The 14,541-nt window shown below is 57.2% G+C and carries 10 protein-coding genes; all 10 read right to left on the reverse strand.

Annotated features, from left to right (window positions below; all coding sequences use genetic code 11):
* Nucleotides 1-21: 21 nt before the first annotated feature.
* Nucleotides 22-2,283 (reverse strand): LamG-like jellyroll fold domain-containing protein, encoded by a 2,262-nt coding sequence (locus tag AB0A83_RS13205; protein WP_367154420.1) that lies wholly within the window; start codon nucleotides 2,281-2,283, stop codon nucleotides 22-24.
* Complete coding sequence (locus tag AB0A83_RS13210) at nucleotides 2,280-5,879, reverse strand: hypothetical protein (protein WP_367154421.1); 3,600 nt, start codon at nucleotides 5,877-5,879, stop codon at nucleotides 2,280-2,282. Before AB0A83_RS13210 ends, AB0A83_RS13205 begins: the two co-directional genes overlap by 4 nt.
* A gap of 392 nt (nucleotides 5,880-6,271) precedes the next feature.
* A complete protein-coding gene (locus tag AB0A83_RS13215; RefSeq protein WP_367154422.1) occupies nucleotides 6,272-7,453 on the reverse strand; it encodes an O-succinylhomoserine sulfhydrylase in 1,182 nt (393 codons plus the stop codon).
* Nucleotides 7,454-7,465: 12 nt separating this feature from the next.
* Nucleotides 7,466-8,965, reverse strand: a complete 1,500-nt coding sequence (gene purF / locus AB0A83_RS13220; protein ID WP_150049147.1) for an amidophosphoribosyltransferase — start codon at nucleotides 8,963-8,965, stop codon at nucleotides 7,466-7,468.
* A gap of 22 nt (nucleotides 8,966-8,987) precedes the next feature.
* Nucleotides 8,988-9,506 (reverse strand): CvpA family protein, encoded by a 519-nt coding sequence (locus tag AB0A83_RS13225; RefSeq protein WP_232056650.1) that lies wholly within the window; start codon nucleotides 9,504-9,506, stop codon nucleotides 8,988-8,990.
* 42 nt (nucleotides 9,507-9,548) lie between these two features.
* Entirely contained in the window at nucleotides 9,549-10,307 is a 759-nt protein-coding gene (locus AB0A83_RS13230; protein WP_367154423.1) for an SPOR domain-containing protein, read from the reverse strand.
* A gap of 5 nt (nucleotides 10,308-10,312) precedes the next feature.
* On the reverse strand, nucleotides 10,313-11,584 hold the full coding sequence (gene folC, locus AB0A83_RS13235) for a bifunctional tetrahydrofolate synthase/dihydrofolate synthase (RefSeq protein ID WP_367154424.1): 1,272 nt from the start codon (nucleotides 11,582-11,584) through the stop codon (nucleotides 10,313-10,315).
* 6 nt (nucleotides 11,585-11,590) lie between these two features.
* Entirely contained in the window at nucleotides 11,591-12,511 is a 921-nt protein-coding gene (gene accD, locus AB0A83_RS13240) for an acetyl-CoA carboxylase, carboxyltransferase subunit beta (protein WP_367154425.1), read from the reverse strand.
* Nucleotides 12,512-12,536: 25 nt separating this feature from the next.
* Nucleotides 12,537-13,340 (reverse strand): tryptophan synthase subunit alpha, encoded by an 804-nt coding sequence (gene trpA, locus AB0A83_RS13245; RefSeq protein WP_150049155.1) that lies wholly within the window; start codon nucleotides 13,338-13,340, stop codon nucleotides 12,537-12,539.
* Nucleotides 13,337-14,539 carry a tryptophan synthase subunit beta gene (gene trpB / locus AB0A83_RS13250; protein ID WP_150049157.1) on the reverse strand — a complete coding sequence of 401 codons (1,203 nt, stop codon included), beginning with the start codon at nucleotides 14,537-14,539 and terminating at the stop codon, nucleotides 13,337-13,339. Before trpB ends, trpA begins: the two co-directional genes overlap by 4 nt.
* Nucleotides 14,540-14,541 lie beyond the last annotated feature (2 nt).

Consider the following 14,541-nt stretch of genomic DNA (forward strand, 5'->3'; position numbering starts at 1 on the left):
AGGCCTTTGCGCAATCGGGGTTCAACCCGCAACCGGGTAAGTAATGCCGTCTAAAAACACATGCACTTGATACATGGCATTGAGCATTGCCTGTGAAAATACGGAGTTAATGCTGACGCCCAAGCTTGCCGACCGCAACGGATCGCCGTTCAAATACAAAAGACTCCATATTTGCGTCGGTGTCGGGCTACCGGCGATCACGCATTGCACCCGGTTTGGAAAGCGCAATTGCCGGTTGGGCCCCGGCGCGCACAACCCCGGCAGCGTCAGACAATTCTGCCACTTCCTCAACCACTCCTCTTTTTCCGGCCAATTCGTCGGCAACTGATAAAAAGCCTGCCCGAACAGATGCACCATGCCTAATGCGTCCACCATATACTGCGGTTTTTGCTCGTCCGCAATTTGCCAGCCCGCTTCCAGTTGCATCGGCGACAACGGTGGCCGGCGGGAAATGAACAAATTGTCCGCCTTGATAGTGCCTTTAACGTCCAGTTCCGCGCTGGGCGGGGTCACGCCTATGCCGACTCTGTTATCCACCCAAGCGAACGGCGCCTTATCGATGACGCAGGTGAAGCGGCCGTCCCAATAGCCGGGTATGTTGCGGTAATCCAAATACAGGTTGGAATGGCCGTAAGCACCGGTCGCCGAGACATTGTCCAAGCGGATTTCCAAATATTCGCCCGGCTCCAGTTGAAAATCGGCCAAATCCAACAGCCATTGCCACGGCTTTTGCTGCGAGCCGGCGATGCGTTGCGCCATAGGCGACTGCTCGCCGACCTTGCCCTTGTCGTAGCGCACCTCGATGGCGCCTAGTTTGTCCGGCGTAGTCAGCGCCCAATCGGTGCCTTCGGCTTCGTCGAAGGAGAGTATGAATTGCGAATTTGCGTCGAAGCGCATCACGCCGCTGCCCGGACGCGGGCGAGCGTCGTCGAACAAGGCTTGATCCGGCACCACGTTGGTCACCCGCAAGCGCAACGGCGTTTGGCTTCTGCCGCTATTGTTCAGCAATACGTTGCTGCCGGCGAAACCGACGTGCAGCGGGATGTTACGCCGCCCCAAATGGTTGACCAAATTCAGGTTTTGCTGCGTTCCGCCGGCGACGGTTTCCCCGCCGCCGCTTTGCAAATTACGGTAGCCGAAGTCGACCAGCGTGCTGCGGGTGCCGTAACGAAAATCCGCCTGTACGTGCTCCAAACCCAGTATCAAACCGGCTTTAGGAATCGGCCCCGGTTTTGTGCACAACAAATACAGCGAATCGCCGTCGGTTGGACTGGTCCAGGTTTTGTAGCCGACTTTCCAGTCCGGCGGATTGCCCTCCAGCGTAATCTTGGCCAGTTCGCCGGGGGCGATAGCGCCGGGGCGAAAAGTCAATTCGAAGTGGCAGTTGTCTGCGTTCGGCGCATCCGCCGGCAGCGGTGCCAAATGCAATTCGGCGCTGGAGACGTTTTGCACCCGCAAATACATTTTTTGGCCGTCGGGATGATCGTCCATAAACAGGGTCGGGTCGGCATCGCGATTTTCCAGCACGAAGTCCAAGGGGTGAGTGATGCGGTAACGGTATGCCACCGGCCTGTCGGCTTCCATGTCCCAGTTAATTTCCTCAGCCGACAAGGCCCGCTTGTATACCCGAAACTGCGCCATGCGGCCGGCGAAGGCTTCGCCAATCTGTTCGCTGACCGGCGTAGATCGCGCCAGCATGCCGGGCTGCTTGGTAGCGTCGATGCCAGCGGGCGCAGCGCTTTGCCATTCGAAATTCGAGCGTTGGCTTTGCAAATCGCTCGCGGCGATTCCGTTCAAATACGCTCTGACATCGCCGTTGCGCGCTCTGACCCAAGCCACGTGCACCCATTCGAAGTCGCGGGTCTTGATGCGTACGTCGTAGATGCTGTCGCTGATGCCGCTACCCTTAGCGGTTACCCCGTCGAATGCCAAAAGCATCAGTTCACCGTCCGCCAATCGCTTAAGGCTAAATGCCCAGATGCGGTCCGGCCCGGCAAATGGATCGGGCATCTGCAGCAAACACAGGTTTTTTTCCAACGCCATCGGCTTGATCCACATCATCAAGGTTAACGCTTCACTGGCGGCTGCAACGTCGCCCAGAACCGGCAATTCCACGTAACAGTCGCGATTGCCGGTCAACTCCAGGCACAGTCCGAATTCCGGATCAGTCAGCGTGGCTGCGGCATGCACCACGCCGTTGCGACGGGCATCGGTGGTATCGTAAAGCGCCGTTCCGTGAATTTCGTCCAACGGTAAATGCAACAACAAATCCAGGTCGGTCATGGTTGCTCAGCTCCTTGGGTTTTTTCGTCGTCAGTGGGATGGGGAGTTAATTTCAGCCAGCCCTCGCGCAGTTCCGGGGTGGCGGTAAACGGCGTGTACAAACCACCGGCGCTGATCGGTACGCTAGTCCAATCCTGGCCTTGTTTGTCTATCCACGACCAAGTGATGCCGGGCGCGTCCGACACCGGCAAGCCTATTGGCCGACTGGCGTCCGCCCGTTGATCGACCAGCACCGGCGCGCTCAACAGCATGGTTTCGATGCGCTGCAGCGCGGCGGCATACTGGTGCGGCGGAATCTGGATGGCTTTGACCGGCAAAATACCGCTGCTGGCATGCACCAGACCGCGCGGATCGATCAGCATGCCGACGGTTAGCGGCGCGTCGTTTACCGATTGATACAAAAAATCGCACTTAAGTGCGGAACCGGGCGCGGTCGCCGGATCGTAAACCGGAATCACGTAGGCGTTGTCTTGATAACCGCCCTGCTCGTCCTCCAGCCAGTACACGGTCAGGCCGTCGTTCAATTGATCTTGCTCGCCCAAGCGGATCGGGAATTTAACGGCGGTAAACTGGTCGTCGATCGGCCTGTGCTGAGTTAGGCTGGTGCGAAACTCGTTCCAGCCTTGATGGGTGGCCGGCGGCCCTTGCAATTCCAGGCTCAAGCTGGCACGTACCAACGCTAAGGGCCGGCCCAGCAGCAAGGCGTCGGCGGTCTGTTCGGGTTCGATCAGCATTTGCGCGTTGACCAGATCGGTCAGCAACTGATCGAAAAAAGCCGGCGAAGCCGCCAGTAAAAAGCCGATCAAGCGCCGCAAATGGGTGTTGCCGATTTGTTCTAGTTGCACGACGGCCGGCTGCAGGCCCGGCGCCGAACGCCAGCGCACGAAACGGCTGGCATCGCGCTGCAGATAGCCTAGCGCCTTGCCCTCGGCGTCGTAGAAAAACAAGCTGCTATCCAAGGTATTCGCCAAGGCCCAGCCGCAAATCGGCGAGCTGTCCGGATGCGCATTCGTTTCCATTTGCCCGTCTTGCGCCGCCAGCCAGCGAAATTGCAGGCGGGCCGGCTGCACCAGTCGCGGCGGCAAAACGATGCTGGCGTAACGGTCGCGGGTTTTGGCCGGCATAGCATTGGCGCTGCCGCATTCCGTGCAATCGAAATCCTTGATCCGCCCGAAGGTACCGATCAAACGCAAGCGTTTAATTTTTAATTCGCCACTGCGGATGGGGCTGAAATCGTCGTAAGGCTGAGGCGCGCTGAAAATCTGATCGCCGACCGCCGCTCTAACCCGCGCCGCAAACCGGCGCTGATCGGCGAAACCGATGGGATCGTCTATCGGCAGCTGCAAGGTTTGTTTGTGCATCAGCAACGCGTCGTTAAACCCGCTGAGCGATTGCGCCAGACAAAAAAATCGTTGCGACTTCAGCTGGTCCATGGCTTTGTGCAAGCGGTCGCGGGTAGCCTTAGTCAGCGCGGTGCGGCCGAGTTCGCCGCGGCGCTCGCGTTGGTCCAACCTGTCTAGATAATCTTTAAGCCGCTCCACATACAAATCGATGGCCTGGGGCGTTAACAGCGATGCGCCGTTATACAGATAAGCGCCTTGCGCCAGCGCCGGCTCGTCGATTTTAGGGGTCAGATCGGGCGCGTTACGTTTCAGCGTGTAATTGCGCCTGATGAATTCAGGGGCATAATTTCTGCCGGAGGTTGCCAAATTACCCAGATGTTTGGACGGCGTCAGCTCCACTTCCCAATGCAGCAAAAAGGGATGCCAGGGCTGCTCACGCCAAATGACCGGTTTCAACTTGCCGCTGGCGTCTAGGTCTTGCGCCAGGCGTTCGACCACTTCGCCCAAAGTTTCCCGGCCGATGTCCAGGGTGTGGCAGATCAGTTTGTTATCTTTATCCAACTCGGCGCTACGGGCATGCCAGTCTTCGGTATCCACCATTTCCCCGGTCAGCAGTACTACCGGCTCGGTCGGCCGCCAATAACGCGGGTCGGCAATCGGTTGCAACACGTAGTGCGATTGCGGATTGGTGTCGTGGTGTTCGGCCAGTTGCTGTATCAAACCCAGAACGGCCCGTTGTATACGAATCGCGATGGTGTGCGGTGCACCACTCGCTCTAACCGGCATCGCAGACTGGCTGTCGAACTCGAGCTGTCCGGTTTGCGCCAGTTTTTTTTCCAGCGCCGGCAAGGACTGGTGCTCGATGTAATAGCGGATTTGCGCGATGGGCGGATAATCGGCTTCGTCGTTCTCCGGCGGGTACACGCTCAGCATGTATTTGTACCAATCGGCATACAACTGCCGGCGCATCGCATCTATTTCGTCACATGCGGCGTTGTAAGCGCGCTGCAGAGTGTTTAACTCGGCCAAGCTACTGGCAACGTCCGGCCAGAGCGCTACCGGTTGCACCTCGTCGTTACCGGTAGCGGCGGACGCTGCCGATTGCGGCCTGACCGACCAATGGAAACCGGCATGCACACCTACAAAGCCGCCGGCATGCCGGGCTTCGGCAAACTTCGCAGCCAAATCCAGTTTGCGGTAATCCAACTGCGGCGCCAGCATCGCCGCTTCCAGCTGGTCTTCGATTTCGGCTTTAATCGCTTCGAACGGCCGTTGGTCCTGACTTTCTTCTCGCCCGAGTTCGGAGGCGATGAAGCAGGATAAGGCTTCGCTCAGCGTCGCGCCGAAATTGACTTTAGGGTCCGCCAGCTGCGGGGTCCACACCGGCTCCTGCTCCTTGTCCGGTCTGAAATCCAGCTGACCGCAACAGGCCAGCAAGGCGTCGGCCGGCGGGTCGTTGCCGACCGTCCAATCCAGCTTGTCGCGCAGCACCTTGCTCATCAAATCCTTGCCGGTTTCGTCCTGCGAGCGCCCGGCTCTGGCCTGCTGCAGCAAGATTTGCAAGTAGTCGTGCCGGCCATCGTCGTACCAACCAATGACTTGATAATACAAGCCGTCAGGCATGCCGGCGGCGAAGCGCGGATCGTAAAACCCGAACACGCTGTGGCAGTTGGGGTAAAACGCAGCGAAACTCGGCTCGCCGTAACCGACGGCGCTAGGGGGAGGATTCAGATAGTCGTTGCGGCTTCTGTCTTGCTGCAGCCATTGCTTGAGTGGTATCGCTCTGCCCATGCGGCGAAACGGTCGCTGCTGAGTTGCTTGCGCGTCTTGCTCACTCCAAAACGGGTAAGCGATGCTGCGATGCTTAGGGTCTTGCGATGAATCGTCCTCGGGGAACAGATAGTTGCTCTCCACGATCCACTGGCTTTCGATTTGCCTACGTCCACCGCGTTCGCGGCCTTGGGTAATCAGCCAGCGATCCGGCAACGCCGGAAAGCCGCCGCCGTCGGCGCCTCGGGTCAATGCCGCCGGAAACGCCCAATGCAGGTGTATGCCCTTTTCCAGAAAGAAATGCCGGTCCTGGAAGGGTTGAGTCACGACGGCTTCGCTAAGCCAGGCAATCGAACTGTTGACGTCGCGCGTGCCGTCGAAATACGGCAAGCGGGAAAAATCGGCGCCCGGCTCGGCGACTCGGCGCCCTTGCTTGACGTAAAGCGCATCCAGGTGGATGGGGACTAGAACGACTGTTCTCATTCGGAAAAGACCGCCTTGCAACACATTGCGCAGAAAACCCAAACCAAGGCCGGCTACCCGCTATAGCCATCCGCCTCGCATGCAACGACACCATGGACCAGCGCAACTAGCCTCCACGAACGGCGCTTGTTCCTCACTTTCCGGTGCAAACCTAAACGACTATCCGGTTCGCTTCCGCAACGGCATTCGCAGCCTCAAGCAAGTAGCAGGCCCGCAACCAGGAAAGTTTTGTCTAGCGCTTCACAGTCGGGATAAGCAGCACATATTTGGCCCCAGAAGGGTGCGCTTAGTCAATAGACAAAAACTTTACCGGGCTGTCTTTCCCTTGGTTCGGCACAAAGCGGCAAGGTTATAGTTTCCGGGCGATGCGCCCACTTTGTACCGGCCTGGCATTACAAACCGCGCAGCAAATCGGCTTTGATGTCGTCCAAATGTTCCAGTCCAACCGAAATTCTGACCAAACTATCTTTGATGCCGGCTTGCGCCCGAGCTTGTGCACTCAGGCGGCCGTGGGTGGTAGTCGCCGGATGGGTGATGGTGGTTTTGACGTCGCCTAAATTGGCGGTGATCGACAGCAGCTTGGTGGAATCGATCAGGCGCCAGGCGTGGCCTTGTCCGCCGGTTAGCTCGAAGCTGACCACGGCGCCGAAATGGCCTTGCTGCCGCTTCGCCAATGCGTGCTGAGGATGCGAGGCCAGCCCCGGATAGTGAACCTTGGCCACCGAGGGTTGCTGCTCCAACCATTTGGCGAGCTGAAAGGCGTTGTCACAGTGGGCCTGCATCCTGAGCGCCAAGGTTTCCAGACCGGACAAGAATACCCAGGCGTGAAACGGGCTCATGGTCGCGCCGCCGGTACGCAGATAGGGGTAGATTTCTTTGTCGATCAGCTCGGCGCTGCCGATGACCGCACCGCCCACGCAGCGGCCGTGTCCGTCGATATATTTGGTCGTCGATTGCACGACCAAATCGGCCCCCAAGGTCAAAGGCTTCTGCAAGGCGGGGGTGCAAAATACGTTGTCCACGATCAACAAACAACCGTGGCAGTGCGCAATGTCGGCCAATGCTTGAATATCGGCGATTTCTATCAGCGGATTGGACGGCGTTTCCAAAAATAAAAACCGGGTATTCGGTTTGATCGCCGCTTCCCAGGCAGACGGATCTGTCAAATCGACGAAATCGCTTTCGACGCCGAATTTGCCGAAATAATTTTGAAACAACAAAACCGTATTGCCGAATACCGACCGGGAGCACACCACATGATCGCCGGCTTTCAGCAAGGCCATGCCTACCGCCATGATGGCCGCCATGCCCGAAGCGAACGCCAAGCAGCGTTCGCCTTGCTCCAACGCCGCCAAACGCTCTTGAAAGGCCGATACCGTCGGATTGGTGAAGCGCGAATAGATATTGCCCGGCTGCTTGCCGGTGAAGCGCAGGGACGCTTGTTCGGCCGAGTCGAATACGTAACTGGAAGTAGCGAAGATGGGAATGCTGTGTTCGTCTTCCGTCGTGCGACGCTGACCGGCCCGAATTGCCTGTGTTTCCAGCGCGTAATCTTGCCATTCGAATTCTGTCATCGTTTACCGCCGTTATTTTTGAGCAATCGTGTTGGAGCCGTTGCGCAGTTCCTGCGCGCCGTCGTTGCGTAACGCTTCAATGCGGGCCAAATAGTCGTCGTCGATGTCGCCGGTTACATATTCGCGGCTGAAACAAGAGGTATCGAATTGGCGTATGCCGGGATTGCCCTTGCCGACCGCATCGATCAAGTCCTCCAAATCCTGATAAATCAGTTTATCGGCGCCTATGGCTTTGCAAACCTCTAGTTCGCTACGGCCATGGGCAATCAATTCGCGCGCGGCCGGCATGTCGATGCCGTACACGTTAGGGTAGCGCACCGGCGGCGCCGCAGAGGCAAAATAGACTTTGCGCGCCCCGGCGTCGCGGGCCATTTGAATGATTTGTTCGGAGGTAGTGCCGCGGACCACCGAGTCGTCCACCAGCAATACGTTTTTGCCGGCGAACTCCAAGGAAATCGCATTGAGCTTTTGTTTGACCGACTTTTTACGCATTTTTTGTCCGGGCATAATGAAAGTACGGCCGATATAACGGTTTTTCATAAAACCTTCGCGAAATTTAACGCCTAGTTCGTGGGCGATTTGCAGCGCGGCGGTACGGCTGGTATCCGGTATCGGGATGACCACGTCGATGTCGTGATTGGGCCAATCCTTAAGAATTTTTTTTGCCAGTTTTTTACCCATCCGCATCCTGGCCTTGTATACGGAAATATTGTCGATGATGGAATCCGGGCGGGCAAAATAGACGTATTCGAAAATGCAAGGGCTGTGGTTGGTTTTTTCCGCGCATTGTTTGACGTGCAGCTTGCCGTTAGCCTCGATGAATACCGCTTCGCCGGGCGAAATATCGCGCAGCAAGCGAAAATCCAGCACGTCCAGCGCCACGCTTTCGGACGCGATCATGTAGTCCGAACCGCCCTCCTCGTTTTTGCGCTCGCCGAATATGATGGGCCGAATGCCGTGCGGGTCGCGAAAACCCAGTACGCCGAAGCCGGCGATCATCACCACCACTGCATAGGCACCGCGGCAACGTTTATGCACCATGGTCACCGCTTTGAATACGTCTTCCACGGTCAAGGTCAGACGGCCGGTTTGCTGTAATTCGTGGGCAAACACGTTCAACAGCACTTCCGAATCCGAATCGGTGTTGATGTGCCGCTGGTCGTCGACGAACACCTGAATCTTTAACTCTTCGGTATTGGTCAGATTTCCGTTATGCGCCAGCGTCAAGCCGAACGGAGAATTGACGTAAAAAGGCTGCGCTTCTTCGGAACTGGTGCAACCGGCGGTCGGATAACGCACATGAGCGATGCCCATATTACCCTTGAGCTTGAGCATCTCCTTGGCGGAAAACACGTCGCGCGCCAAGCCGTTCTCCTTGCGCAAATGCAGGCGCGAGCCGTCGCAAGTCGCGATGCCGGCGGCGTCCTGCCCCCTATGTTGCAAGACGGTGAGCGCGTCGTACAGCTCTTGGTTTACGTTTTGGTTGGATACTATTGCGGCGATACCACACATACTATTTGGAGCTGTCAGCAAGTTAGTGAAAATGTATATATCCCGCCAAATCCGGCGGAATATGGCCTTTTAGCCATAGGGCAAGCGCTTGGAACGGCGGTATCAACAGCGAACGCTGCCACCAAGGATCTTCGGGCAACGGCGTGGTTCCGGCCAGCATCACCGTCAGCGCGACCAATACCGAGCCTCTCAGTATCCCGAACATCATGCCTATCAAACGATCGGTGCCGCTCAATCCGGTTTTCTCGATCAACTGTCCCAAGATGTAGCTGATCACCCCACCCAGCAGCAAGGTCATGAAAAACAACAAGGCAAATGCCCCGGCTATACGCGCCGACGGATAGCTGATGGTATTTTCCAACAGCACGGCGAACGTTCTGCTGTAATGCACCCCAACGCCGACCGCCGCCATCCAGGTAAACAGCGCAAACGCCTCTTTGATAAAACCGCGGATCAAGCCGATCACGGCCGAAACCGATATCAAACCGGCGATCAGATAATCCACCCAAATCATCTGTTCGAACATAGCCAGCTGCGGCATGACTCCCCCCGTAAGCGACACCGCAGGAACTACCATGCACGCCTATTCTTCGCCGGAAACGAAGCTGTTGACGTTGATGCGACTTAGCTTGGCTTTCACTTCCTGCGCCTTGGCCTTATCCAGCATCGGACCTATCCGCACTTTATAAACAGTGCCCTTCTCGCCGGCAACTTCTTTGAGCGTAGCGGCAAAACCTTGCTGTTTTAATTTATCTTGTAAGGCCAGCGCGTTGGCTTTCTGGCCAAACGTTCCGGCATTCAAATACCAGCGCACCGCAGCATTTTCGACTTGAACCGGCGCCGGTTTGGCAATCGGCTCCGCAATCGCCGGTTTAGCCGGCTTGGCATTTTCTGTTGCCGGCGGCAATTTAGCCGGTTTGACCGCTTCCGGTTGCGGGCGAGGGGCCACATCGTCGTCCTCGGACGGTTCCACCCAGCGCGGCGCGGGTTCGCCGCTCGGCTTTTGCGGCGGTGCCGGTTTGGTATCGTTCGCGGTAATCTGCGGCCTTGGCGCGAATCCTTCTTCAGCGTCCTCTTCGGACTCGTTATCAGATACCGGTGGCTTGGGCTCGGTTACGGACGCTTCAGGAGCCGGCGGGGTTTGCACCACGTCCTCCACCTTTTCGGGCAACGGCATGATTTCCACATCCTGCGCTTTGCCCGGCAATTCCGGCATTTTCAATTCGTTGACGATTTTGCCCGATTCGTCGACCGGATCGTCGAACAACATCGGCACGAATATGGCCGCCAACGCGGTAATGACCGCCGCGCCTATCAATCTTTGCTTTAGCTCTTGATCCATGGTCCTCACCTCTGATCAAACTGAGACAAATATTCCGATACGAGAAAAAAAGATCCGAAAATCAGAACCAGCTCGCCGGGTTTCGCGGCTTGCCGGGCCGCAACAAAGGCCGCGCTCGCATCCGCGAAGCCACGATTTACCGCGCCGATTCCTGCTTCGTTCAATAAACTGGCAATCGATTCTACGCTTGCCGCGCGCGGATTGCGCAAAGGCGCCAGATACCATTCGACTATCCGGTCGCGCATCATCGCAACGACGCCGGCAATATCCTTGTCTTTCATCATTGCGAACACGGCGCGCACCGCTACGCCGGCGAAATGAGCCGACAAATGTTCGAGCAGCGTGCTCACCGCTTGCGGATTGTGCCCCACGTCCAAAAGGACCGGCACCTCGCCCTGAATCAGCTGAAAACGCCCTTCCAGCCGAGCCGTTTGCAATCCTGACACCATCGCGGCCGCATCTACCGGCAAACGCGCTTGCAAACTATGTACGGCTTGCAGCACCGCCGCCGCATTTCTAAATTGATGTTCGCCTTGCAAAGCCGGCAAAGGCAAGCCGGCGAGCGTCTGATTGTCCGTCCACCAGTCCCATCCAGCCGCTGTTTTGAGGTAACCGAACGCGCGACCGATTTGCGCAATCCTTGCCTGTTTTTCTTGGGCTACCTTCAGTAAGGAATCGGGAACGTTGGCGTCGCCGATAATGGCAGGGGTATCGGCACGAAAGATGCCGGCTTTTTCACGGCCTATGGCTTCCAAGGTGTCCCCCAGCCAATCGACGTGGTCGATGGCTATCGTCGTAACCAAAGCCGCATCCGGATCTACGATATTGACCGCGTCCAGACGCCCGCCTAAACCCACTTCCAAAATCCGGACGTCGACTCGTTCACGGTCGAAAATTTCCAAAGCCGCCAGCGTGCCGAATTCGAAATAGCTGAGGCTGGTATCGCCGCGCGCTGCGTCTATCCGCTCGAACGCCTCGCATATCTCGGCGTCACCCGCTTCCCGGCCATCGATGCGGATGCGCTCGTTGTAGCGCAATATATGCGGCGACGTATATGCGCCGACTTTATAGCCTTGCGCCAAGTAAATGGCTTGCAAGAACGCTACACAGGAGCCTTTGCCGTTGGTTCCGGCTACCGTTATCGTGGGGATGTCGGGTTGCGCCGGCCTTAGGCTGGCATAAACCCCGGCAACCCGTTCCAACCCCAGATCGATTTGCCGAGGATGCGATTGTTCCTGCCAAAGCAGCCAATCCTGCAGAGCGGCGAAACGCGCCATTGCGGCTTAGATCGTAGCGCTCTCGCTGTCTACCACGATTTGCGCATCGACGAACCGGTCACCGCCGGTCTCGGTAACAGGATACAAAATCGCTAAAATGCCGGCTATTTTATCGCGCATTTCCCGGCGGTCGATAATCATGTCGATTGCGCCGTGCTCCTGCAAAAATTCGCTGCGCTGGAAGCCTTCCGGAAGCTTCTCCCTGACGGTTTGCTCGATCACCCTGGGACCGGCAAAACCGATCAGCGCGTCGGGCTCGGCAGCGTTGATGTCGCCCAACATCGCCAAACTGGCGGATACGCCGCCCATGGTCGGGTCGGTCATGAACGATATATAAGGTATCCCGGCCGTGGCCAATTTAGCCAATGCGGCACTGGTTTTACTCATTTGAAACAAGGAGTATAAAGATTCCTGCATCCGCGCGCCGCCGCTGGCGGTAAAAACGATAAACGGCAAGCGCAAGCGCAAACTTTCGTTGATACCGCGCACGAAACGTTCGCCGACCACCGACCCCATGGACCCGCCCATAAAACTGAAATCGAAAGCCGCCGCGACAATGCCACGTCCGTGCAGCGAGCCTCGCATGGTCACCAGTGCGTCGTTTTCGTTGCTTTGCTTTTGCGCCTGACTGATACGGTCTTTGTATCGTTTGCTGTCTTTGAATTTCAAAGGATCGCTGGGCTTTAAACCGGCGCCGATTTCGACGCGCTCGCCTTCGTCCAGAAACAGTTCCAGCCGGGTGCGGGCGGAAATCCGCAAATGGTGATCGCATTTGGGGCAAACATGCAGATTTTTGACTAGCTCCGCGTTAAACAAAATGGCATCGCAACGCGGACATTTGCTCCATAGTCCCTCTGGCACGGAATTACGCTTTTCGGTCGCCTCGGTACGTATGATGGAGGGAACTAATTTCTCAAACCAACTCATTTTATTCTCTACTCCGCGTCGAGCTCTAGCTATCCATCGCTTGGCGCATGGACGTTAATAATTCGATGATGCCGCGCTTGGCTTGATCGGGATCGTCCAAACTGGCTTCGATTTTACTGATCAGGGCACTGCCGACCACCACTCCGTCGGCGATATTGGCTATGGTTTTAGCTGTTTCGGCATCCTTGACGCCGAAACCGACTCCGACCGGCAAATCGGTATTGGCCTTGACCAGCTTTAATTTTTCCTCGACGTCGCCGGTATCCAAATGGCCGGCCCCGGTAACCCCTTTCAGAGAGACGTAGTACAGATAACCGCTGCCGACCGCATCCATTTTTCGAATGCGTTCCGCCGTGGTATTGGGCGCCAACAAAAAGATTTGGTCGATTTCGCGCGCTCTTAACAAGGCTACGCAATGTTCCGATTCTTCCGGCGGCAAATCCACCGTCAACACGCCGTCGATGTCGGCGCGTTGCACGGCGTTGGCGAAATCTTCATAACCCATGATTTCGATGGGATTCAAATACCCCATCAACACCAGCGGCGTGGTTTGGTCGGTTTTGCGAAACTCCATGGCCATGCTCAACACCTTACGCAAACCGACATGATGGACCAAAGCCCGCTCGCTGGCGCGCTGAATCACCGGACCGTCGGCCATCGGGTCGGAAAACGGTACACCCAATTCTAAAATATCGGCGCCGGCCTTGACCATTTCGTGCAACATCGGCACGGTAAATTCCGGGTAGGGATCGCCGGCGGTAATGAAAGGAATCAGGGCTTTTCGGCCGGACGCGCGTAATTCGGCGAATTTGGCGGCTAAACGGCTCATAACGAAATCCCCTCGCGTTGCATGATGGTGTGCATGTCCTTGTCGCCGCGGCCGGACAGATTGGCGACGATGATTTGCTCTTGCCGCATCCGCGGAGCCAGCTTCATCGTATAAGCCAGGGCATGGCTGGATTCCAGGGCCGGAATAATGCCTTCCATCCGGGTCAAGGCGTGAAAGCCTTGCAAGGCTTCGTCGTCGGTGATGCTAACGTATTCGGCGCGGCCTATGTCTTTCAACCAAGCATGTTCGGGGCCGACGCCGGGATAATCCAGCCCGGCCGAAATTGAATGGGTTTCGATAATTTCGCCGTCGTCGTCGGCCATCAGATAAGTGCGGTTGCCGTGCAACACGCCGGGCCTACCTGCGGACAACGGCGCGGAATGCCGCCCGGTCTCTATGCCGTCGCCGGCCGCTTCGACGCCTATCATTTTCACCGAGGCGTCGTCTATGAAAGGGTAAAAAAGCCCGATTGCATTGGAGCCGCCGCCTACGCAAGCGACCAAAGCGTCCGGCAATTTACCGGCTTGATCCAGGCATTGCTGCCGAGCTTCCCGGCCTATCACCGCCTGAAAATCGCGCACCATGGCCGGGTAAGGATGCGGGCCGGCTACCGTCCCTATGATGTAAAAAGTGTTGTCGATATTGGTCACCCAATCGCGCAAGGCTTCGTTTAGCGCGTCTTTCAGGGTTTTCGAGCCTGATTCGACCGGCACCACGGTGGCACCCAACAGCTTCATACGGTACACGTTCAACGCCTGGCGAGCCACGTCGACCGCGCCCATGTAGACCACGCACTCCAGTCCGAGCCGTGCCGCGACCGTGGCAGTGGCCACCCCGTGCTGGCCGGCGCCGGTTTCGGCGATGATGCGGGTTTTTCCCATGCGCTTGGCCAATAACGCCTGGCCGACCGTGTTGTTGACCTTATGCGCGCCGGTATGATTGAGATCTTCGCGTTTCAAATAAATTTGCGCGCCGCCCAGATGCTCGCTCCAGCGTTGCGCGTGGTACAGCGGCGACGGCCTGCCGACGTAATCGCGCAAATCGGCATCCAATTCGGCAATGAAATCGGGATCTTGCAAATAGCGCTGATAAGCTTCGTTGAGCTCGGTAATGGCGGGCATCAAGGTTTCCGCCACGAAAATACCGCCGTAAGGCCCGAAATGGCCCCGGACATCCGGCATTGCGTATTTCTCAGTCATGA

Origin of the sequence: Methylomonas sp. HYX-M1, from assembly GCF_040741385.1 — a bacterium.
GTDB classification, from domain to species: Bacteria; Pseudomonadota; Gammaproteobacteria; order Methylococcales; family Methylomonadaceae; genus Methylomonas; species Methylomonas rhizoryzae.

Bases quoted from the DNA above. Each gene is read 5' to 3' on its own strand.
- AB0A83_RS13230 (WP_367154423.1), bottom strand. From the start codon at position 10,307: ATGGATCAAGAGCTAAAGCAAAGATTGATAGGCGCGGCGGTCATTACC.
- folC (WP_367154424.1), bottom strand. From the start codon at position 11,584: ATGGCGCGTTTCGCCGCTCTGCAGGATTGGCTGCTTTGGCAGGAACAA.
- trpA (WP_150049155.1), bottom strand. From the start codon at position 13,340: ATGAGCCGTTTAGCCGCCAAATTCGCCGAATTACGCGCGTCCGGCCGA.
- AB0A83_RS13205 (WP_367154420.1), bottom strand. From the start codon at position 2,283: ATGACCGACCTGGATTTGTTGTTGCATTTACCGTTGGACGAAATTCAC.
- AB0A83_RS13225 (WP_232056650.1), bottom strand. From the start codon at position 9,506: ATGCCGCAGCTGGCTATGTTCGAACAGATGATTTGGGTGGATTATCTG.
- AB0A83_RS13215 (WP_367154422.1), bottom strand. From the start codon at position 7,453: ATGACAGAATTCGAATGGCAAGATTACGCGCTGGAAACACAGGCAATT.
- accD (WP_367154425.1), bottom strand. From the start codon at position 12,511: ATGAGTTGGTTTGAGAAATTAGTTCCCTCCATCATACGTACCGAGGCG.
- purF (WP_150049147.1), bottom strand. From the start codon at position 8,965: ATGTGTGGTATCGCCGCAATAGTATCCAACCAAAACGTAAACCAAGAG.
- AB0A83_RS13210 (WP_367154421.1), bottom strand. From the start codon at position 5,879: ATGAGAACAGTCGTTCTAGTCCCCATCCACCTGGATGCGCTTTACGTC.
- trpB (WP_150049157.1), bottom strand. From the start codon at position 14,539: ATGACTGAGAAATACGCAATGCCGGATGTCCGGGGCCATTTCGGGCCT.